This is a genomic window from Confluentibacter lentus (genome assembly GCF_002806995.1).
Taxonomy (GTDB): domain Bacteria; phylum Bacteroidota; class Bacteroidia; order Flavobacteriales; family Flavobacteriaceae; genus Confluentibacter; species Confluentibacter lentus.
On sequence record NZ_NIHE01000006.1, the window covers coordinates 128,710 to 151,913 of the forward strand.

18 protein-coding genes are annotated in these 23,204 nt (G+C 33.4%); 4 read left to right on the forward strand and 14 right to left on the reverse strand.

Going from position 1 to position 23,204, the window contains the following annotated elements:
* Positions 1-22: 22 nt before the first annotated feature.
* Positions 23-388, reverse strand: coding sequence for a DUF1456 family protein (locus CDH50_RS12045; protein ID WP_100612530.1), 366 nt, complete (start codon positions 386-388; stop codon positions 23-25).
* A gap of 358 nt (positions 389-746) precedes the next feature.
* Here CDH50_RS12045 and CDH50_RS12050 point away from each other — a divergent pair, with 358 nt between their 5' ends.
* The gene (locus tag CDH50_RS12050; protein ID WP_100612531.1) at positions 747-1,148 is read left to right on the forward strand and encodes a hypothetical protein; all 402 of its coding nucleotides are present in this window, start codon (positions 747-749) and stop codon (positions 1,146-1,148) included.
* 54 nt (positions 1,149-1,202) lie between these two features.
* Here CDH50_RS12050 and uvrB read toward each other — a convergent pair whose 3' ends face one another.
* The 5 genes from uvrB to CDH50_RS12075 form a co-directional block, all read right to left on the reverse strand.
* Entirely contained in the window at positions 1,203-3,206 is a 2,004-nt protein-coding gene (gene uvrB, locus CDH50_RS12055) for an excinuclease ABC subunit UvrB (protein WP_100612532.1), read from the reverse strand.
* A gap of 27 nt (positions 3,207-3,233) precedes the next feature.
* Complete coding sequence (locus CDH50_RS12060; RefSeq protein WP_100612578.1) at positions 3,234-8,132, reverse strand: T9SS type B sorting domain-containing protein; 4,899 nt, start codon at positions 8,130-8,132, stop codon at positions 3,234-3,236.
* 125 nt (positions 8,133-8,257) lie between these two features.
* Positions 8,258-10,981 carry a T9SS type B sorting domain-containing protein gene (locus CDH50_RS12065; RefSeq protein WP_100612533.1) on the reverse strand — a complete coding sequence of 908 codons (2,724 nt, stop codon included), beginning with the start codon at positions 10,979-10,981 and terminating at the stop codon, positions 8,258-8,260.
* A 28-nt stretch (positions 10,982-11,009) separates the two neighbouring features.
* A complete protein-coding gene (locus tag CDH50_RS12070) occupies positions 11,010-11,840 on the reverse strand; it encodes an ABC transporter permease (protein WP_100612534.1) in 831 nt (276 codons plus the stop codon).
* A gap of 1 nt (position 11,841) precedes the next feature.
* Positions 11,842-12,738, reverse strand: a complete 897-nt coding sequence (locus tag CDH50_RS12075) for an ABC transporter ATP-binding protein (RefSeq protein ID WP_100612535.1) — start codon at positions 12,736-12,738, stop codon at positions 11,842-11,844.
* A 134-nt stretch (positions 12,739-12,872) separates the two neighbouring features.
* Here CDH50_RS12075 and CDH50_RS12080 point away from each other — a divergent pair, with 134 nt between their 5' ends.
* Positions 12,873-13,931: a hypothetical protein gene (locus tag CDH50_RS12080; RefSeq protein WP_100612536.1), complete on the forward strand. Its 1,059-nt coding sequence runs from the start codon at positions 12,873-12,875 to the stop codon at positions 13,929-13,931.
* An 11-nt stretch (positions 13,932-13,942) separates the two neighbouring features.
* On the opposite strand, the gene CDH50_RS12085 is transcribed toward CDH50_RS12080, so the two are convergent.
* The 5 genes from CDH50_RS12085 to CDH50_RS12105 all read right to left on the reverse strand — a co-directional run bounded on the left by CDH50_RS12085 (position 13,943) and on the right by CDH50_RS12105 (position 18,750).
* On the reverse strand, positions 13,943-14,458 hold the full coding sequence (locus CDH50_RS12085; RefSeq protein WP_100612537.1) for an IS1096 element passenger TnpR family protein: 516 nt from the start codon (positions 14,456-14,458) through the stop codon (positions 13,943-13,945).
* Positions 14,459-14,494: 36 nt separating this feature from the next.
* Positions 14,495-15,535 (reverse strand): COX15/CtaA family protein, encoded by a 1,041-nt coding sequence (locus tag CDH50_RS12090; RefSeq protein ID WP_232732008.1) that lies wholly within the window; start codon positions 15,533-15,535, stop codon positions 14,495-14,497.
* A 56-nt stretch (positions 15,536-15,591) separates the two neighbouring features.
* The gene (locus CDH50_RS12095; protein ID WP_100612538.1) at positions 15,592-17,034 is read right to left on the reverse strand and encodes a CCA tRNA nucleotidyltransferase; all 1,443 of its coding nucleotides are present in this window, start codon (positions 17,032-17,034) and stop codon (positions 15,592-15,594) included.
* 75 nt (positions 17,035-17,109) lie between these two features.
* Entirely contained in the window at positions 17,110-17,670 is a 561-nt protein-coding gene (locus tag CDH50_RS12100; protein WP_100612539.1) for an L-threonylcarbamoyladenylate synthase, read from the reverse strand.
* Between the two features lie 12 nt (positions 17,671-17,682).
* Positions 17,683-18,750 carry a glycosyltransferase family 4 protein gene (locus tag CDH50_RS12105; protein ID WP_100612540.1) on the reverse strand — a complete coding sequence of 356 codons (1,068 nt, stop codon included), beginning with the start codon at positions 18,748-18,750 and terminating at the stop codon, positions 17,683-17,685.
* 98 nt (positions 18,751-18,848) lie between these two features.
* On the opposite strand from CDH50_RS12105, the gene CDH50_RS12110 reads away from it, so the two are divergent.
* Together CDH50_RS12110 and CDH50_RS12115 are read left to right on the forward strand one after the other, a co-directional pair.
* Positions 18,849-19,625, forward strand: coding sequence for a DUF5672 family protein (locus CDH50_RS12110; protein WP_100612541.1), 777 nt, complete (start codon positions 18,849-18,851; stop codon positions 19,623-19,625).
* A gap of 21 nt (positions 19,626-19,646) precedes the next feature.
* Positions 19,647-20,414 carry a Kdo domain containing protein gene (locus CDH50_RS12115; RefSeq protein WP_198513493.1) on the forward strand — a complete coding sequence of 256 codons (768 nt, stop codon included), beginning with the start codon at positions 19,647-19,649 and terminating at the stop codon, positions 20,412-20,414.
* On the opposite strand, the gene CDH50_RS12120 is transcribed toward CDH50_RS12115, so the two are convergent.
* Genes CDH50_RS12120 through CDH50_RS12130 form a run of 3 tightly spaced genes read right to left on the reverse strand, consistent with a single transcriptional unit; the run spans position 20,411 to position 23,046 of the window.
* Positions 20,411-21,166 (reverse strand): glycosyltransferase family 2 protein, encoded by a 756-nt coding sequence (locus tag CDH50_RS12120; RefSeq protein WP_100612542.1) that lies wholly within the window; start codon positions 21,164-21,166, stop codon positions 20,411-20,413. The genes CDH50_RS12115 and CDH50_RS12120 overlap by 4 nt on opposite strands.
* Positions 21,163-22,230 carry a glycosyltransferase family 9 protein gene (locus tag CDH50_RS12125; RefSeq protein WP_100612543.1) on the reverse strand — a complete coding sequence of 356 codons (1,068 nt, stop codon included), beginning with the start codon at positions 22,228-22,230 and terminating at the stop codon, positions 21,163-21,165. Before CDH50_RS12125 ends, CDH50_RS12120 begins: the two co-directional genes overlap by 4 nt.
* On the reverse strand, positions 22,231-23,046 hold the full coding sequence (locus CDH50_RS12130; RefSeq protein ID WP_100612581.1) for a 2,3,4,5-tetrahydropyridine-2,6-dicarboxylate N-succinyltransferase: 816 nt from the start codon (positions 23,044-23,046) through the stop codon (positions 22,231-22,233).
* Positions 23,047-23,204: the final 158 nt, after the last annotated feature.

The following is a 23,204-nucleotide window of genomic DNA, read 5'->3' on the forward strand; positions in this document are numbered from 1 at the left end:
TAAAGTTAAAAAAAGAGCAACGTTATTCGTTGCTCTTTTTGTTTGTTTTAGAGTGTAATAAGCTTTTCTTTTTTACAAACTTATTTTGTGTCGCTTTCGAGGAAGCTTCGACTTGTTGTGTTTCTCCAGTTTTGGAATTTTTATTTTTTTCTTTGTTGGAATTTTTCTCTGGCATGGGTCCTCTTAAGTGAATAACCAAACCATTTAAAAAATTCCTTAGAATTTGGTCGCCACATTCCACATATTTAGGATGATCTTCTTTTCTAAAAAAAGCTCCTAGTTCACTTGTTGATATTCTAAAATCTACCAACATTAAAATGGCAACAATATCATCATCACGAAGCTTTAAAGCCACTCGTAATTTTTTCAAAATATCATTATTTGTCATACTACTTATTTATATGTGCATTTCATCGATTCCTCTCAGCAACGCATGTATTTCTAGCGTTTTTTAATTTTTTGTAAAGATACTTTAATTTTTTGTGCCTAAAATTAAAAAATTGATATTTAAAAAATAATTTAATTAATTGATTATCAAGTATTTATATATTAAAATTATATCTATTTATGCATCGTATCTTAGTGAAATCCAGCAGTTTTTTAGTTTTAAATTTTCATTTTTGAGATGAAATAAATAAAATCCCCGACCAAGTACGAACCACTTTTCGACAAGCTACAAAATATCCCCGATTATAAAATGGCACTTCGTTGTACCTTTATATTGTTAATAAATAATCCCTCGGACTATGATAAATCGAGTAGAAAAATTAAGTCTTCTTTCAGAAATGATAGCTTTTGCTAAATATGATAAAGACATAAAGAATATAGAATATAACTTTTTATTGGGAGTTGCTAGACAATTGGAAATTTCTCGTGAAGATTTTGATTATTTAATTGATCACCCAATAACCTATACGCACTTAAAGTCTCACAGTGAGCGTATTGTACAATTTCATCGTTTAGTTTTATTGATGAATATTGATGAAGATAGTTCATCAAAAGGTGCTATTAAATTATATAACTTCGGATTGAGAATGGGTTTAAGTCACGAATCTATCAGCAAGGTTTTATATTTAATGGAAAGTTTTCCTAATAAAATAGTGCCGCCAGATGTTTTGATAGATATATTTAAAACACAATATAATTAAAATTCGGCTAAGTTTTAATTGATTAACCTTATGGTTATAGAAAAGCTAAAAGTTTTAAACTTTTAGCTTTTCTAGTTTATCTTGGTAACCTTTAATTTCATCCCTTAGTTTTGCCGCCACAATAAAATCCAATGCCTTAGCGGCTTCTTCCATAAGTTTTCTTTTTTCTCGAATTCTCTTTTCTAATTCTGGCTTACTCAAATAATTGCTTTCAGGTTCCGCAGCTTTTCTAGCCTCTAGTTCATAGCTATATGTACTAATGGAATTTTTTGTTAAAGCATTATCTAAACTTTTATTTAATGCTTTAGGAACTAGATTGTGTTCTGTGTTGTAAGCTATTTGTTTTTCGCGTCTATAATTGGTTTCATCAATGGTCTTTTGCATGCTATTGGTCATTTTATCGGCATACATAATGGCTTTGCCATTTAAGTTTCTAGCCGCTCTACCAACTGTTTGGGTCAATGAACGCGCCGAACGTAAAAAGCCTTCTTTATCGGCATCTAAAATGGCAACTAGTGATACTTCTGGTAAATCCAAGCCTTCCCGTAATAAGTTGACACCGACTAACACATCAAACAAGCCTTTACGTAAATCTTGCATGATTTCAACACGCTCTAAAGTATCCACATCACTATGGATATAACGGCAGCGGATTTGAATTCTGTCTAAATATTTAGTCAGTTCTTCAGCCATGCGTTTCGTGAGTGTTGTCACCAATGTTCGCTCATCTTTTTCAACACGAAGCTGAATTTCCTCAATTAAATCGTCTATTTGGTTCAAACTTGGACGAACCTCAATGATAGGATCTAATAATCCTGTCGGACGAATTAACTGTTCAATATAAACACCATCCGTTTTTTGTAATTCGTAATCAGCAGGCGTTGCACTTACATAAATAACTTGGTTTTGCAGAGCTTCAAATTCTTCAAATTTAAGTGGACGATTATCCATGGCGGCGGGTAATCTAAAACCATATTCCACCAAATTTTCTTTTCTGCTTCTATCTCCACCATACATGGCATGGACTTGGGAGATAGTGACATGGCTTTCATCAATCACCATTAAAAAATCATCGGGGAAATAATCCAATAAGCAGAATGGTCGAGTGCCAGGCAAACGTCCATCTAAGTACCTCGAATAATTTTCAATACCAGAACAATAACCTAATTCCCTAATCATTTCCAAATCAAATTCGGTGCGTTCTTTTAAACGTTTGGCTTCTAAATGTTTCCCGATTTTCTTGAAATAATCATGTTGTTTTACCAAATCATCTTGAATTTCCTTGATAGCACCTTGTAAAACATCTGGAGATGTCACAAACATATTGGCGGGATAAATATTCAATCGGTCATATTTTTCAATAACACGATTGGTTTCAATATTAAAAGATTCTATATCTTCAATTTCGTCACCAAAGAAGTGAATTCTAAAGGCATCATCTGCATAACTTGGAAAGATATCAACGGTATCGCCTTTTATTCTGAAATTACCATGATTAAATTCGCTTTCCGTTCTGGAATATAGACTTTGAACGAGTTGATGCAGCAATTTGGTTCGAGAAATCACTTGATCCCGTTCTAAAGTAATCACGTTTTTTTGAAATTCCACAGGGTTACCAATACCATATAAACATGAAACCGATGCAACTACCAATACATCACGCCTTCCAGAAAGCAGGGAAGAAGTAGTACTTAAGCGCATTTTTTCAATCTCTTCATTGATTGATAAATCTTTTTCTATATAAACACCTGAAACAGGAATATAAGCTTCAGGTTGGTAGTAATCGTAATAAGAGACGAAGTATTCTACTGCATTATTAGGAAAAAATTGTTTGAATTCTGAATATAATTGAGCAGCTAAAGTTTTGTTATGGGCTAAAACCAGAGTGGGTTTTTGCACTTCTTGGATCACGTTGGCGACGGTAAATGTTTTACCAGAACCTGTTACGCCAAGCAAGGTTTGATATCTTTCATGACTGTTTATACCATTAACAAGTTGTTTAATGGCTTGAGGCTGGTCTCCCGTAGGTTTAAATTCTGATTCGACTTTAAATTGCATATTGCAAAATTAAGCAAAATAAGTATGTTATCGCTTTAAAGCAAAGTGGCCTTTTATGGTAAATGCATTACCTTGTTGAATAATATTTGCAACAAACCAATAATCATCCGCGGGCATGTTGTAGCCATTATAAGTACCATCCCAACCTGTAGAAAAATCAGGTAAAGTCTTTAAAAGTTTGCCATATCTATCATAAATATATACCACAGTTCCCGGTAATTGTCTATTATCAACAACATGCCATGTGTCAAAATAACCGTCATTATTAGGGGTTACAAATTTAGGAATATCAAAAACGGTCACTTCTTGAGAAATATCTTCGCAACCATTTAAGTCCCTTACAGTAACTGTATGCGTACCAAGTGTTACATTATCAAATGTATTTGAAGTTTGCGGTTCACCACCATCTAAAATAAAAACATAATCACCAATACCACTAACATCTACGGTAATACTATTAGGGTCGGCAAAATTAACAGTTGTTGTAAAATTGATATCAGCTATAGAAGATTCAATAACCGAAAACGGTTTTGTAAACTCACAAGTAGGAGCATTTGTGTAAGGTCTTGTTACGGTTACCCAATAATTACCAATATCACCCATACCTAATTCTATTTGTGGCGTGGTTTCTCCAGTAGACCATAAATAGGTGTCAGTTGGATTTCCTGTTTCAGCATCTATAACTAAAGGTAAATCGTTTAAACATAAAGTAATCACGTTTTCAACAGGTACTACAGGTAGTGGATTTACAAAAACGTTAAATTGTGTGATGTCATAGCAACCGGTATTATTATTTTCTAATCTGGCGTAAATAATGTCTCCATTAATTGCGGGGTGTAAATTATTTACGGCATTAATTCCTGCTTCGGCATTTGCTAGATTGGTGTGATAAGTAATTGTGTAAGCCGTTTGATTTTGAGTGCCCAAAATAGCGTTATTATTTTGCGCCAAATCGAATGTAAAGATGCCATCATAATTATCATCACATTCAACTAAATCTTGTGGTGTACTGGCAATAGGATTTGGATTGATTTGCAAGTTAAAAGAGGTTGTAATAAAACATCCTGTGTTAATATCTGAAAGTCTGACAAAAATAATATGGTTGTTAGATGTGTAATTGAATGTATTTCCGATTGGTGCCACGTTATTATCAGCATCGGCTTGCGAATTGTGATAAGATATATTAGCAATGCTAGGATTATTCAATAGCATTTGATTTACTAGTGATAAATCATAAGTATCCGTATTATTATCACATATCTGAATGGTTCCAACGTTATTAAAAGTTGGTGGTAAATCAACTATTAAATCTAAAGGAATTATAGTAAAACAATTGGTAATGGTGTTGGTTACTTTGATGTAAACGGTTTTGGAGCCTGAAACGTAATTTGTTGGATTAGGAATGGCAAGCGCATTATCCAAAGCGTCATCTTGATTGATGTCATCAAAATTTTCAAAATAATGTACGGTGATGGTTTGTATTCTATCTAGATTTTGGTAATCAGCATTATCAAGATTGAAAACAGCGATGCCATCCAAACGATCCGTATATGTATCACAAACTTCTAGCGGATTTGCATCTGTTAGATTTGGTGAAGGCACAATGTTAATACCTAACTCATCAAAAACCACGCATTGTGTATCGGTACTTTGAATTCTAATGTACAAGGTTTGTGGATTTGTAGCATTTGTATATTGAAGAGGTAGCGCGCCTATACCATTTTGTGCATCAGCAGATGTTAAATGAAAGGTTACGTTCAAATTATTTGGGTCAGGTGAACCTTGTCTAATTTCCGTTATTTTTTCGCTTAAATAGAAAAGATGTTCTTCATCATTGCTTCTGTCATCACATTGAAAGTAATCTTCAAAAGCCGTATTGTATATAGGATTGGAAGACACTCTGATAGTGAATGAACTCGTTCCGAAGCAACTCGAATCCGTTGTGTTTTCTACCCTAACGTAAATAGTTTGTGTGGGTGATGTGTTAAAGTAATCATTGTTTTTATCAATGGCATTGACTAAATTTCCATTTAGTGCATCGGTTTCATTTTCAAAATAATAAACCTCTTTTCCTGTTTGTCCGTTTAATATTTCGACATCCTTATCAGATAAAATAAAGGCTTCTGTTTGATCGGTATCATCTTCACAAACTTGCATGATTCCTATGGTAGGAAAAACAGGAAGGGTGTTTACTATAATTTCCAGAGGAACTACTTTATAGCAAGGCGTTATGGTACTTTCTACCCTAATGTAAACGGTTTGGGTTGAAGCATTAAAAGCGATTCTTTCTGCATTTGAAAGCGGATTTGTATTGGCTTCTGCATCTGTAATGGAATTGAAAAAATCAATATTCAGACCAGTGGTACTTGGCACAACTTCTGGTATTGAAGAATCAAGATTTACTATTGAAAATCCATCTTGGTCATTATCACAGATAATAATTGGACTAGGAATTGCAGCTTCAGGAGCTTGAATGATTTGAATATCAAAACTAGAAACTGTAGAGCAGCCTGTTTCAACATTTTCTATACGTACCCATATAGTTTCAGTTCCATTTACCGAGTAAAAAGGTGGGTGTTGATTAAAATTTGTATCAGCGTCATTCTCTGTCGGAAAATAATTTACTATAAAATCTGTGTTGCCATTTGTTATAATGTCATCAAACGAAGATAAATCAACCGTGATAGTACCGTCTGTAACATCACTATCATTGTCACAATAGGTTAAAGGCGCTGTAGGATTAAATAGCAAGATTGGGTTTACTATAAGTCTAATTGAAGCGACTTCTTCACAAATACCATTATTAATTCTCAAATAAAGCGTTTTTGGGGTTGTATTACTAACATTGTATAAAGCGTTTTTGGGAATTGGATTGATGTTGTTATCCCTATCGTTTTCAGAATCAAAAAATGTGATAGAAATATTATCTAAGTCATTGGCAACATATGTTTCAACAGTATTTAAGTTAAATCCAATAATACCACCACTTCCTTCAGTATCGCATAACGCATAATCCTCAATAGCAGTTCCTGTCAGTAACAAATTGGAATGTGCTTGTATGGGCACAATGGTGAAGCACCCAGTTGAATCATCTTGGATACGTACGTAAACACCTTGGACATTTGGTTGAATATTAGCATAATTTGTTGGATCTAAAATAGGATTCGAGCCAGATTCAGCATCAGAAAAAGTTTCATAAAAAGAGCTAGTTACTCCAGTTAAACCATTTAAGATATCAGCCAATACTTGGGTTAGATCAAAGGTTGCAAAGCCATCCATGTCAGTATCACAAGCGTCAATAAATTGTGTGTCGGTAATTACCAATGGGCTTATGTCCATATTTATATCCAAAGTTGTGGTATTAACACAGCCAGTTTGCGTACTAAAAACCCTAACATAAACCCGATCTGTTGGTGTGGTACTGTTTATAAAAGTTGATATTGGGTTATTTCCAGAATTGGCATCGGGTTGATTATAATGATATGAGACTATTAAGTTGCTTTGTCCTCCAGTTATTTCATCATCTTTTTCAGTTAAATCTATAATACTAAAGCCATCGGGTAATGAGTCACTATCACATGCAGACAATGGTGTTGGAGGTATTATATTAGGAATTGGATTGACTATTAAGTTAAAAGTTGTAAAACCCAAACAACCAGTATCAGTATCTTCTATTCTAACATATATTGGCTGTGGACTCGTCGTATTTTGAATAGGAGCTGTTATACTTCCAATATTGTTTCTTGCATCGGCATCAGATAAATGGTAAGAATATATATAGTTTGCAAAAGGAATATTATTTTCGATATCTGTATTTTTATTTGAGAGATCGAATGTTTCAAAACCATTCCCACCTATATCGTCACATAATTCAAAAGTAGAAATAGGATTGATGTTTTCTTCGGTATTTAAGGTTACGATAATCTCATCCTCTTCAACACAGGTATTACTTCCTAATGGTACAGAAACTTCAACTTTATAAGTGCCATTTTGGACAACATTAAGTGTTGGATTTGTTTGCCCAATAATTTCGTTATTATTTAAAAACCATTTATAGCTGGCTGATGGATTTTGGATATCTGCATTCAGTAAGGTAGAACCAGAACAAGTGGCAATATCATCACCTAAATTTAAAATATTGAAACTGCCACCTTCTATGAATACAGCCGAATCAAAATTTTGATCAGAATTATCGGCGATTACTAATTTTATATGGTATTGTACATAAGGAATTATAGTGGCAGATGCCGTTAATACAGTTGTTCTTCCTTCATAATTAGTATCGCCTATGTTGTAACCATCAAAATACTGTTCGTTAACAGCGGGACAATTAGGACCTAGTTGCGGATGTATAGTTCCAGTATTTACTGGTGTTGAAGTGTTTGGTATTAAAGCTATATTTTGATAGGGGACGGCACTTCCTGTTGGTTTTATTAAAAAAGCAAAACCATCGGAAAACTGACAAGAATTAATGCCTTCATATTCTTCTGAAGCCAATAAATAATTAAATTGAAGTTGGTTAGAGGTAGATATAATATCAAATTCAATAGATGTTGCATTGAGGCTATTGCTAACTCCTAAAGCAGCTTCTAAATCAGGGTCAGATCCCCAAGCGGTAGAACCTTCACTAAGTGTTGGTGTTATTAAAGAATTTCCAGCTGATAAGGCATTGCCCGTGGATAACATAATACCATTTTCAAACGGGAAATTAGAACTGCCTCTAGTAAATTGCCCATAACTGGAAAAACCATAGCTACTGCCATTTATAGATGAGGTTATATTGGTCACTTCAACGCAACCATTAATAAGATTGTTTAGTATTAAATCTTGTAAGCTAACAGAATTATTGACATTGATTTTTTGAGCAGATGCTACAGTTACACTACAAATTAGCATAGCAATAAAGTAATGTAAATTTCTGTTCATTTTTGCTTTATTTGGGTAAAACTTTTTAGCCATCAATTTTGTGGTGAAAGTAGATATAATTAAGATTAAACGCAAAAAAAAGCGATAAAATACATTTTATATCTCTTAATGATTTAAAATGTTAATTAATTCTTTAACGTAAAATGATTTTTAAACACACGTCCGTCTTGAAGTTTTACTGAAAACCAATAATCATCAGAGGGTAACCTTTGTCCATTAAATTTGCCATCCCAGCCTTCACTTAAAGGATCCAATTGTTTAATTAATTTTCCAAACCGATCATAAATCGTAATATTCGTATTTGGTTGAAACATATCTGATACCCCAATTATTTGCCATTTATCATTGACACCGTCATTATTTGGAGTGAAAAATTTTGGATAACCAATGACAGAAACCTGGCTATCAACAACCCCACAATCATTTTCTACATCTTTAACATATACAGTATAGATACCTGGGTATATATTCTCGAAAACATTACTATCCTGATAAGGTTTGTAAACATTATTTCCAGAATCGTATAACGCATAATTATAAATACCTTCACCAGTTACCAAAACGGTAATAGTATTGTTCTCGGTTACATCTTCTACTTTAATGTCTTTGAATGTGGCTATATTTGAAGACTCTACTGTAATCGTCCTAGTCTTACTGCAACCATTAATTTTGCTGGTTACTGTTACTGTGTAATCACCAACAGCATTTACTAAGGTTTGGTAGCTTGTATCTCCATTAGACCAAAGAAACGTGTAATTATTTGGGTTGTCATCTATAAGTCCCGCATCAAGGGTAATGTATTCTGGAGATTTGTTTAAACAATAATAATCAACACCTGTTAGCTCTATATTGGGCAATCTATTTACAATTAAGCCAACTTCACTAATACCATAACAAGCATTTGAATTTTCTACTCGTGCGAAAATGGTTTGTGCATAAGGTTGCTTATTTATATAACTTACTCCTAATTTGTTAATTTCTAAAAGCGCATCTTCATAAGTTTCATAATATGATATATCTAGGTCGATGTTTGGAATGCCATTTAATATTTCGGTATTGGCATCATTTAAATTAAAAACATGTAACCCGTCTTCAACGCCATCATCATCACAAACAGGAGTTAAAACCGTATTATTGACATCGGTTAAGCTGACGGTTAATGTCAATTCCGAAAAAGAGAAACAGTCGGTATCCACATTCGTTGCTTTAACATAAATGATTTGCGGATTAGAACTATTTTTATAAGAATGACCATCAATTTCCATAGTCCCAGCTATATCAGTAAAAAAAGTATAAACTAAAGTGGCGCCCAAATAAGGCTCCTTATAAGCTTCATACAGATTAAAAGCTGTAATGCCATCTTTTAATCCATCTTCATCACATTGAATTAATGTTTTGTCTTCAACGGTTGGGTTTGGATTAAAAAGCACATAAGCTTGCCCTTCTATTTCACAATCACCATTATTAGGATTTATTAGGACTTCATAATGTCCGCTAGATGTCACCGTTAAATCAAACGTATTGTTAGGTAAGACTATATTATCTTTTGTCCAAGTGTAAGTGGCACCTGATATATTTTCAGAAGTCAGTTGGTATGAATCACCATCGCAAAGTGCTAAACTAATATCACTTTTTCCATTTTTTATGATATCAATTTGCGTATTGAATAATGATTGAATAAAAGGAGGAAGCCCTTGGGATGATTGGTTTGGCGACAGATTGATAGCGTTATGTTGATAATTACAAGCTGTACCAACTTCATTAGGATTTCTTATAACACCTAAATAAGGTAAACCAACTTGATACGTAGCCGTTAAAGCTCTATAGATTCTCCCATCGGGACCTAATTGTAAACCACCTCTATATAATTGTCTGTCATCAATAATGACTTGTGAAGTTTGTATGTTAGCTTGTGTTAAATCAAACTGCGCTAAAGAAGAACGATGGTTTGTAGGGTCATCATCTAAATCAAAGCTATTGCTCTGAAAAGCATTAGAGGAATGCACATATAACAATTGACTGTTAGGAGAGAATTCTAAACCATAAGGGAAATTATTTTGTGAATTTATTGAGAGGCTGATTGCATTAGACACGATACCGGTGGCTGTATCAAAATCATATAAGAATAATCTATCTGCTGTAGAAGAATTGAAAATATTCGATGTAAAATTAGCGCAAGCCATCTTTGTGCCATCAGGAGACAGTTTTAAATAACCTCGAGGGTCTGTTATACTAATGGGGAAAGTTGATTTTACTGAATTGCTGTTTACGCCATTTACACTAACCTCAAAAGCATGGAAGGTATTATAGCTATCTGTATTTCCGTCAGCAGAAGCAAACGAAACGACCCACATGGATTTGGAAATGCAGTCTTTTAAAACGGCGGTTATTTTTTCTGAACTAACGTTTAAAAGTCTTGTGTTGTAATCGGTAACTGCTCCTAATCCATTGTTTAAAGTAATATCAACTACCGAATAGTGCAATCCCGTGTTATTAAATTGGGAACCAACAGTGAATACGTAATAAATATTGGAATCATCTGGTTTTGGGACTATAATGGCAGATTGTGTGCTAGAACTATCGCCTAATAAACCTCCAGCCATAACGCCATGATTTTTATTCCAAATGGTCGTTCCATCCGTGTAAAATAATAAATTACCAGTATCATCGGAAATAGACGTACAACCTTCGTAGGTAATAAGCGAACCATCATCTAAAGATGTAATTGTGCTGTTGGCTTGATTGAATTTTATACCTGCACCAAATCCGAAATACCAATTAGCAGCTTCACTTTGCGCAAATAGGTTTATGCTTAAAAAACAGACTATGAGGGATAATAAATATTTCATCTTTAATTGGCAACTGCCTTTAAAGATATTATAAATCCCTTTTCTTCAATAATAAATACGATAAAAATATGAATAGGGCAGTCCAACCAACTACAATGGCAATTTCGTACCAATGTATGGCATAATCGAAATTAAATTTTTCACCAATTTGATTGGCAACTGATTGTACAGCACTCAAGCGTGTAAAAGGTTCCTTAATTAAATTGGACATCGCATTAAGAGGGAAAAACTGCATGATAGTACTGGCAATATCTGGATTGGTATTCCATCTTAATACACCAAATATAATGCCCTCGACAAATTGCCAAACAAAAAGAAACCCAAGTGCAAAAGCAGAACGTTTGACCAAAATGCCTAAAAATAAGCAAAACGAGAAAAACCCAACCAGCTTTATAAAAAAGGCTATAAGATATTCTAAGTCAGAGAAAATAATGCTTAATTCAGTATAACTTGAAAAAATCAATCCTAAAATTAAGGACACTATAAAAAGAAATATAGTTGACGCTAGTGATAATAATACAACGGTATAAAATTTAGATAAAATGAATTCCTTTTTGCTTAATCCGTCAATCAGATTTTGTTTTAAGGTTTTATTGCTATATTCATTGGACATCATAGATACAATAACAATCGCAAGAAATAACTTAAAAAGCGCAGAAATGTAGCTATTAAAATGCCATACATACGGAAAATTAAAAATACCCATTTCAGCTAAATGGAATTGTATGGGGCCAATATCAAACTTAATGGCAGCCACCAAAGCAATAGAGGTCAATAAAACAAAGTAGGTAATAATTAAAATTTTACTAGACCTGCTATGTTTTAGTTTATGTAATTCTATATTTAGTAATCTGTACATGTTATTGGTTGTTGGTTAATGTTAAAAATTGCTCTTCCAAACTTTCTTTACGTTGAACAAGATGTGTTAAAACAATCCCTTTTTCAAAAAGCAATGTGTTTAATGTTTCAGATTTTAATGGCTCATTCAAAAAAGCAGTAACCAGTTGTTCTGTAACCTTGATATTTCCGAAGTAAGGAAGATTTTCAAGAACTTTCACCAACGCTTCCATATCATTACATTTCAATTCAAAAAAACCATGACTGGAAATCATTTCATCAACTCTACCAGAGTAGAGGTTCACTCCTTTACGTAAAACCACGACATGCGAACATACTTTTTCAACTTCATCCAGTAGATGGGACGCTAATAAAATGGTAGTTCCTTCACTAGCAATTTTTTTAATTATTTCCCTAATTTGATGAATACCTTGCGGATCCAGTCCGTTGGTAGGTTCATCCAATATTAAAATTTCCGGGTCGTTTAATAGGGCAGAGGCGATGGCTAAACGCTGTTTCATCCCTAAGGAATAGGTGCTGAATTTACTATCTTTTCGTTCTAATAGTCCGACAATCTCAAGCTTTTCTTCTATTTTGCTTTCATTAACGCCTTTAATTTTGCATACCAATTTTAAATTTTGTTCAGCAGTCATGTAAGGGTAAAAATTAGGACGTTCTATAATAGCGCCTACTTTTTTTAAAGCATCATGCGTGGTGGTATTACCATCAAACCATTTAAAATCGCCCGACGTTTTATTCACTACATTCAAAACAATACCGAGGGTAGTCGATTTTCCACTACCATTTGGTCCTAAAATACCATAGACATTGCCTTTATTTATGGTGAAGGATAAATCGTTGACGGCCGTTAAATAGCCAAATTTTTTGGTGAGATTGCTAATGGTTAGTATAGAATCCAAAATATATTATTTTTAAACTGATGAATCCGATGACTATCGGGGCAGTTAGGTTAGTTACAAAAGTATGACGATAGTTAGTATATTTTGTTACAAGGGTATTTTAAAAAGCATTAAATTTGAGTCATATAACTAGTATGGAAGATTTAAAGATTTCAAAGAAAAAACCATCATACCCTATAAACTCTAAATTACACCAGTATCTTACAGAGTATAATAGGAACATAAAAATGCCCATTTTTTATGATGATTTAAAACGTTTTCAAGGTTCTGTAGCTGTTTATGATAAGGAAGATAATGATACGCTGTGGGTTCGAGTTTATTATAATGAGTTTGACAGAAAGGAAATCGATTTATCATTAAAAAAAGTATATACCATTTTACATTCCGATGGTAATGAAAACACGATTCCCTTCTTAAATGTGGATGCTATTGATTATTGCACCTTTGGGAATTCCAATCCGTTCAGAATAAAAATCAGAAATATTTTAAATGATAATTACACGTATTTTTATGTGAAAACGGCTGATGCCTCGCGCATTTATGGTTTGGAACTGGAGCACATGTTATCGCCTTATAATCTAAATTTTTTGGTGAGCAACGCCACATTGATTGAAGAACATATTGCAGGAATTCCAGGCGATGTTTTTATAAAGGATATGTTGCCACATTGTACTAAAAGTGAAAAATCACAAATTGCGAAAGAGTTTGTTAAGTTTAACGAACGCTGTATGATACGCCTTTTGGGCGATATGCGTTCGTACAATTATGTGATTGTGCCAACTCACGATTTTGATCATGTAGTATATAAACTGCGGGCGATTGATTTCGACCAGCAATCTTACGAAGGAAAGTTTAATATTTACAGACCTCAGTTTTTTAAGGAAAACTTTAAAATGGTAGAATTGGTTCAAGAATGTTTTGAACGACTTTCCATAGATCAATATAAAATTGAAGAGCGTTCTATTTTGGTAAAACGTTTAAAAAGTTTTCACGGAAGAATTGATGAATTGATAACTTGTATGGCTGAAGATGTGATTTCTAAACCAGAAAATATTGATTTATTAAAAGGTAAAATCTATGAATACACTCAAGATGAAAAATTTATGAAATGTAAATCTATGGGAGAAATTCTTAAAAATGCATTAGAGTTTTTAACGAACAATTACGAAAATGTCAATCCGAAAGGGTTTTGATGAATTGAAAGTTAATTCCAATTTTCATCAAAATCCAGATTTTCATAATCATCTATATCTAAATCGTCTTCAAATTCATCAAAATCATCATCAAAGTCTTCAGCTTCAAATAATTTTTGTGGCGCGTCATCGGGTACTTGACCTTTTACAAACATAATGTTAGGATAGGTGACGCCTTGTGATGGTTCTACAATTTCAGCTAATTCCACAAAGAACGTCCACATACTAAAGAAATCGTATACGTAAATGAGTTTCGGACTTATTTCATGAACCACATCATTAATAACGGTCTCGCTCATTAATCGTGCAGAATTATCATCGCTTAAATCGAATAAAGAGATTTCTTCACCTTGTTCCCATCTGTCGTCACTGATGTAAAATGACGCCATTTCTGTGCCGTCAAAGCCAAAAGATTGGGTTATAATATTGTGTAAATCTTCAAGGGTACCGGTTTCGCTAATTTCTAAATCTCGAAACACATCATCGTCCGTATCATTATCAAGAATGACTCTAAATCTGTAAATCATAGTTTTTGGTTGAGTTGCAAAGATACTATCTGAAATTTAAATTACTTTGGCATTTGTGTTTTTTTTAGAATGACATTCCATCATAATATAAAATTGGATACCAAATAAAATAGATGCAATTACCAAATGAAGCGTTTGTGTTGAAAAGGGGAAATTGAAATAATACATCAAAATACCAGTAAAAATTTCAAAAATAATCAGCATCAAAACAGCATTGATTTTTTTATAACCTAATTGCAGTTTTTCATTCAAGTACACAAGCCAAGCCGTTGTAATAATTACTAATACTGATAAGGTACGATGAATATAAAAACTCAATTCTGGAGTTTCCAACCATAAAGATTTCACATAGCCAACCGATTTTACTTGTTCGTCCACATACTGGCGTACTTGTGTGCCTAAAACAACTTGAACTAACGTGAGCATGGTGGCAAAAATCATCACATACTTAAAAGTGGGATTATAATTGAACGATTTAATATTTGATTTCGATTTAAAAATGATGACGAGCATTATGGCTACAATCAATAAAGCCATGACCATATGAATGGTGATTTTTAAAGGTGATAAATTAGAATCTACCACTGTTTTTCCAAGCCAAGCTTGAAATCCCATCCCAAAAACGACTAAAACTGAAAGTATGGTGATGATTTTTTTCTTTTTCCAAAAACTAACAGATGTAATTGCTAGAAATAGAGTTGCCAATCCAGATATAGCACCAAACAAGCGGTTGATATATTCTACCCAAGTGTGTATGGGGTTAAAAACGGCATAATCGTGTTTTGTGTAAGGTTCCCAATTGTTGGCTTCAAAATTTTCTGAAGATTGGAAATTTGATTTCGCAACTACAAGCGTTTCATTTTTAATAATTACCACACCTTTTTTATACTCATGATGGGGTTGAAACTCCAATTGCGATTGTTCAGTTGGAGGGATATAGTAGCCAAAACATTTAGGCCAATCGGGACAACCCATGCCGCTGCCAGTCATTCGGACTACGGCACCAGCAATGATGACTAAGTAAATGAGAACAAGCGTGATTTTGGCTGTTTTTGTGAAATTAATATTTAAGTTCAAGGTTCAAAGTTTAAGGTTCAAAGTTCGAGGTTTAAAGTTGAGTAAGCATTTTAATTTCAACTTTTAGTTTTCCCCTTCGGGGGATTAAGGGGGCTTAATCCCAATCGTTTTCCTTCTTTCAGCATCAATTGAAATGCTGCTTCATATTCGTTCGGGATATCACCTTCTAAAATAGCTTCTTTGATGGTTTCTTTAATGATGCCAATTTCCTTAGAAGGTTTTAAATTAAAGGTTTCCATGATTTCTTCACCAGAAATGGGCGGTTGGAAATTTCGAACATGGTCCCGTTCTTCAACTTCAATGATTTTTTCACGTACAATCTTGAAATTCTGATGGTATTTATTGAATTTCTTAGGATTCTTTGTGGTAATATCAGCTTCGCAAAGTATCATTAAATCATCCACAAAATCACCTGCATCAAAAACCAATCTACGGACGGCAGAGTCTGTGACTTCCTCATTAGCCAAAACGATGGGTCGAGAACTCATCAATACCATTTTTTGAACGAACTTCATTTTTTCATTCATGGGCATTTTCAACCTTTTGAATAAATGAAATACCATTTTTGAACCCATAAATTCATGTCCATGAAAGGTCCAGCCAATTTTCTTATTGAATTTTTTTGTTGGTGCCTTCCCAATATCATGCAATAATGCTGCCCAACGCAACCAGAGATTATTGGTATTTTTTGAGATATTATCAACTACTTCCAGTGTGTGATAAAAATTATCTTTATGGCGTTGACCTTCAACTTCGTCTATACCTTTTAAGGCGGTTAATTCCGGTAAGATATAATCCAATAATCCAGTTTGTTCCAATAAAAGAAAACCAACAGAAGGCGTGCTACTTTCAAGAATTTTATTGAGTTCAACAACAATACGTTCGTTCGTAATGATTTTAATACGTTCCTTGTTTTTTGAAATGGATTTTAAAGACGCATCTTCAATTTTAAAATCGAGCTGCGTTGCAAAACGAATGGCGCGCATCATTCGCAATGGGTCGTCACTATAAGTAATATCCGGATTTAAAGGTGTGCGGATGATTTTGTTTTTTAAATCATCCAAACCGTTAAATGGGTCTAATAAATCACCAAATTTGCTTTCAGACAAATTTAAAGCAAAGGCATTGATGGTGAAATCACGACGGTTTTGGTCATCTTCCAAGGTGCCATTTTCAACATTCGGATTTCTACTATTTTCATTATAAGATTCTTTACGAGCGCCCACAAATTCAATGTCAATGTCATCATAATGAATCATAGCAGTTCCATAGGTTTTAAAAACCTGAACTTTTGTCTTTTTAGGTAGATTTTTAGCGACTTTTTCGGCTAGTTTAATACCATCTCCAACGGTCACAATGTCAATGTCTTTGGCATCACCACGGCTTAAAATAAAATCGCGCACAAAACCACCTATCACATAGGCTTCAAGTTCTAGCTCTTTAGCAGATTGTGATATGATTTTGAATATGGGGTGGTGTAATGCTTCTTTGTAATTCATCAATTAAATTTCAATAATCAAATTCCAAATTCCAACCTAGATTGTATTGGAATTTGGTTCTTGAAATTTGAGTTTTTATGCCCTTATTACCTTAACTTGTCCATCATTACCCAATTTAATAATGGATGATGGTTTGTCGCAAATTTTTTCGTGATGCAAATTTACAACATAGTCCACACCTTTTAAAACCTCGGGAGCTATTTCTTTGAATGATTTTGGGGTTGGTTGACCGCTTAAATTTGCTGAAGTTGAAACAATGGCTCCGTTAAACCGTCTCAATAATTGAAAACAAAAATCATCATTTGGGATTCTGATGGCAATGGTTTTGTCTTCGGCTATCAGGTTTTCTGCTAAATTTTGAGCATCGTCGTAAATAATGGTAATAGGATTGTCCGCTACATCTAAAATATTAAAAGCAACTTCTGGAATTTTCTTCACATATTTTTTAAGCATTCTGTCATCAGCAACCAAGCAAATAAGAGCTTTGCTATCTTCCCGTTGTTTTAATTCATATACTTTTTTTACGGCTTCTGTGTTGCTGGCATCACAGCCAATACCCCAAACGGTATCGGTTGGGTAGAGTATGAGTCCACCTTGTTTTAAGGTTTGCAGTGCGTTGTTTATTTCGGTTTGCATGTAAAGCTATATTTAAATTTCACTAAATATTATTTCTAATTTTTCTATATTTTTTGCCCATGAGAAATTAGTGGAAAAGTAATGATTTCCTTGTTTTGCAATTTTTATTCTATACTCATCATCCTTCAAAAAGAGTTCTATTTTTTCAATGATATCATTGATGTTTTCTGTTTTGATGGCTAAACCTGTTTCATTGTTTATTAAATAATCCTTGTGGCCACCAATATGAGTTGCTATTAAAGCACATCCACATGATAATGCTTCGCAAGGAGGAAGCGCAAAACCTTCTTGAATACTTGTGGTCAAATAAATGGCATGAGAATTATATACTTCCGATAAATTTTCCGGTTGATGATGATAATTAAAGTTTTTGGGAAAGTCAATTGGCTTTTTTGGAGTTCCAAACATAGAAATAACAACCGAAGGATATGCTTCCTTAATTTTAATTAAAGCAGTTATACCGTAAGAAGTTCCTTTCCTTTTTTCATTTGAGTACAGCATTAAAATGGATGGTTTGCGCTTTCCAATATCATTTTTTACACAAAAAACAGAATCATCAATAGCGTTAAAAATGGTATATGTTTTTTTTACTGATTTCGGACTAACGATATCATACAAATAAGACGCTATAACAACATTAGTTGTATTTGGTAAAGAATAGGATTGTAAAAGTTTATCCTCATGACCTTTCCAGTTTTCATAATCTTGAATGAGGTTGATTTTTTTTCCTTTTTCATTCTTTAATTTATCAACTTCTAAAGCAGTCGCCCACCAAGTGGAGATGATGAAATCAGCATCAGATATATAGTCGTCTGAAACCTTTTTAATATTAAAAGATTTTATATTAGGATTCAATTTAAACCATTTAGGACGACTTGTCTTTCGCAATTTGTGTAAAATAGCTCTTATAAAATAGGGTTTTTTATATTTAGTATAAGAAGTGTTTAAAGAATGATATATTTGTACATCGTATCCTTTTTCGGCTAAAAGATTAGCGTAAGTATACATGACTTTAGGACCACCATTTGGACGTTTTGTTGGAAAAGGTAATATAAAATTAATTTTTTTTGAATGACCCATTTACAAGAAATTTACATTCAATGATAATACTTAATTTCAATACATCCAAACTGAAAAACAGACAAATGATTCTAGAACCTATAAAATAAAAAAAGCGTATGCAAGAAAAATTGGTAACCATAATCATACCAATATACAAAGTGAATCTTTCTAAGACAGAACAAATGTCTTTAAATCAATGCATAAAAGTGTTAGGTGATTTTGATATTGTTTTTGTTCAACCAGAAAAACTAGATAGTTCAAGCATAAATTTTGAAGGTAAAATAAGAACTGAATTTTTCCCAGATTATTATTTTGAAAATGTCTTTGGTTATAATCGATTGATGTTGTCAGAAGATTTTTATCAACGTTTTTTAGATTATAAATATATGTTGATTTATCAATTAGATGCGTTTGTTTTTAAAAATGAATTGAAAGCATGGTGCGATAAAGAGTATGATTATATAGGAGCGCCATGGATTGCTTCTCCAAACACACCACAAAAAAAAATACTAGGATTGTTCGATTCTAAAAGAAAAAAAGAACGACGAAAAATATTCTTTAAGGTTGGTAATGGTGGATTTTCATTGAGAAATATATCCAAAAGCTTTAAAATAGCACAAGAAATGAAGGATGATATTGAAACCAATTTAAAACGAGATAAAAAGGATTTTTATATTATGGAAGATGTTTTTTGGTCTATAATAGTGCCGAAACATTATCCTGATTTTAGAATACCAGAATATAAAGAAGCCTTAGGTTTTGCGATGGATAGAAAGCCTGATTTGGCTATAAAACTAAATAAGAATATGCTTCCTTTTGGCTGTCATGGTATTGATAAACCAAAAGTTGAAACATTTTGGAAAGATATTTTGACTTCAAATTATTTAGGTTAAAAATTTATTAGATAGTATAAAATGAAGAAACATATTGAAATAAATACACCTTTTAAAAATGATAGTCAATTTTTTAATCATATTATTTTAAATTATGATGTTGAAGGTGAAAACTATGGCAATCAAGATCGTAATTCATTAAAATTATTTCAGTTTAAGGAGATGACAGTTAATGTGAAATCCTTTAAGATCCCCAATATTTTCAATCAAATCGCTTATAAATTTTTTAGAAAAAGTAAAGCCCAACGTTCTTTTGAATATGCCAATAAATTAAAGGAATTACATATCGGCACACCACAACCTATCGCATATTACGAGTTTACAACGCCTTTTTTATTTAAAAAAAGCTATTATGTAAGTGAGCATTTGGATTACGATTTAACCTATAGGGAATTAACAACGGATTTAAATTATCCAAATCACGAAAATATATTACGGGCTTTTACCAGATTTACATTTGAACTGCACGAAAAGGACATCCTTTTTTTGGACCATTCCCCAGGAAATACCTTGATTCAATTAAATAGCGGCGATTATAAATTTTATTTAGTGGATTTAAATAGAATGAATTTTGGCAAACTAGATTTTGAAACTAGAATTAAAAATTTCTCCAGGCTAACCATTCATAAGTCCATGGTTGAAGTTATGAGCAATGAATATGCAAAATGCACTGGTTATGATTACGAAAAAGTATTTAATTTAATGTGGCAGGAAACGGAAGCTTTTCAAGAACGGTTTTATAGAAAAAAGCGTTTAAAAAAGAAGCTTAAGTTTTGGAAGAAAGATTAATCCCTCTCTTTTCTTAACAACCAAAGCTTAACATAGCGCATGAATACCACATAGCCTTGAATGTAACCAATGGTTAAGCCAACAACGCCATCTCTAAAGCCGCTTTGTACAATGTAATGTTTAAAAAAGCCCCAAAAAGGTTTTATGAGGAAATGATAAGGTGTTAAGATACCTGTTTTTTTATCGTAGTCTTTCGCTTGCCAAGAGGCGTATGTGTTCATTTTGTCAATATACTTATCGAGCGAGATATAGGTATTATGGTAAAGTTTGTTTTTTAATTTTCCAACTGGGCCATCGGCAATAATTTCTTCATGCACGTGTTTATCTTCGTATTTGCAAACATCACGTCTAAACAGTCTGATTACTTTGTCGTTTCTCCAGCCGCTATAATGAACACGTTCTCCCATAAAATGGTTCATTCTTCCAATCCAATATGCTACTATATTCGGGTCTGGATTTTTAAGAATGCCTAGAACTTCAACTTTTAGTTCAGGCGTCACACGCTCATCGGCATCAAGAAGTAAAATCCATTCGTGTGTTGCTTGGGGAATCGCCCAATTTTTTTGAGATGATGGATAATCAAACGGTCTTCTAATTACTTTTGTTGCCAGTTTTTCAGCGAGTTCAAACGTGCCGTCGGAGCTAAAACTATCAACCACTAAAATTTCATCGGCAAAATTCACCGAAGCAATAACAGCTTCTATATTATGAATTTCGTTCCCAACTGGAATAATAGCAGTGAGTTTTTTCATTTTTTGGTAATAGTATTTAAAAACGTTTTTAATGCTTCTAAAAAGTATGAAGGCTTAAATTCTTTATATAAAGTTAAGGCTTCTTTTTTTGCTTTTTTTCCTTCTTGGTTGCGAAAAAATTCAGGTTTAAAATCTATTAAATGAACGGACGTGTTTTTTTCGTCTTCAAACGACGCCCAAATTTTCTTTTCAATCCAAGGAGAAAAAATGGTAAAGGTTGGTATGTTTAGCGCTTTTGCCATATTGACTGCGCCACCTTCATTGCCAATCAGCGCATCGCAGTAAGAAGTCAGTGATAGAAACTCACGAAGATTATTGCCAAAAACGGACATATAAATATGCTTTTGCGTGTCTGGTTTACATAAATTGAACACAGCTTCAGCCTCTTCAATTTGCTTCGGAATGTAATTGAACAAAATTTGTGCATCGGTTTCTTCCACTATAAAATCAATCACATTCGCCATATATTCCAAAGGATATGTTTTGTCTTTTCCACTTCCTAAAACACTCATCATGAAAATAGGTTTGGATAGATTTATATTTGATTCCGTTAGCAGTTGTTTGGCCTTATCTTTTTCGGAATCCGTTAAATATATTTTCGGTTTGATGGTATTTTTTGAAAGTGAAACATCAATCGGTTCCAATAATTGCAATCGGTTTTCAATAGCCAAACCAGCCACAGTGGTTGATTCACTCTTGTATTTAATGGGATGTGTATAAATAAAAGAAGAATACGATTTATATTTTGAAATTTTTATGTTGGCACCACTAAGAGCAGTTATCAAGTTGCTCGATAATTTGCTGTAGGCATCAATAACCATATCGAATTTTTGTTTTCGGATGGCTTTGGCAAGCTTGAGTAATTTTATTTTGCTTGTCTCCATTTCTGGAGTGAAAATAATAAAATGATCTATAAATGGATTGTTTTGAACAACAGGAAAGGTGTGTTCGTTGATTAAATAATGTAATGCAGCATTTGGATATTTTAAGCGAAGTGCTTCAAACAGAATACTGCTTGTAAGCACATCGCCAATCATTTTTTGCTGTATGACTAGAATTTTCATTTACACTGCTACACCGTTTTCACGAAGCGCATTATTTAAAGAGGTTTTCTTATCGGTACTTTCTTTACGTTTCCCAATGATTAATGCACAAGGCACCTGATATTCTCCAGCGGCAAATTTTTTGGTATAACTTCCAGGGATGACTACCGAGCGTGCTGGCACCTTCCCAATCATTTCAACAGGTGTATCTCCAGTAACGTCAATTATTTTAGTACTCATAGTCAACACCACATTCGCGCCTAAAACGGCTTCAGTTTCCACATGCACACCTTCAACAACAATGCAACGTGAGCCAACAAACACATTATCTTCAATAATAACGGGAGCTGCTTGTAAAGGTTCCAGTACCCCACCAATGCCAACGCCACCAGATAAATGCACATGTTTTCCAATTTGCGCACAACTACCAACAGTCGCCCACGTGTCTACCATCGTACCTTCATCAACATAAGCACCTATGTTCACAAAGCTCGGCATCAAAATAGTCCCTTTTGAAATATAAGCGCCATAACGAGCCACGGCATGCGGAACCACACGAATGCCTTTTTCAGCATAACCTGTTTTTAAAGGAATTTTATCATGAAATTCTAACGGACCAGCTTCTAAAGTTTCCATTTTCTGAATAGGAAAATATAAAACAACGGCTTTTTTTACCCATTCATTCACTAGCCATCCTCCAGAAATCGGTTCTGCAACTCTTAAAGTTCCTGAATCCAATAGAGAAATCACTTTTCTAATAGCGGTAGTGGTTGTTTCTTCTTGTAAAAGGGCTCTGTTTTCCCAAGCTTGTTCAATGGTTTTTTGTAATTCTGTCATTTGTAATATTATTTTGGGCAAATATAATAGGTATGATTTAAAAAAGGGAAAAGAAATGGGTTTAATATGAATTCTAAAATCCATTTTTCAACAGGTCGTTTAACGGAAATTTTGCAATAAAAGCAAGGTCATTTTTCCTTTGAAATAAAAAAATAAAT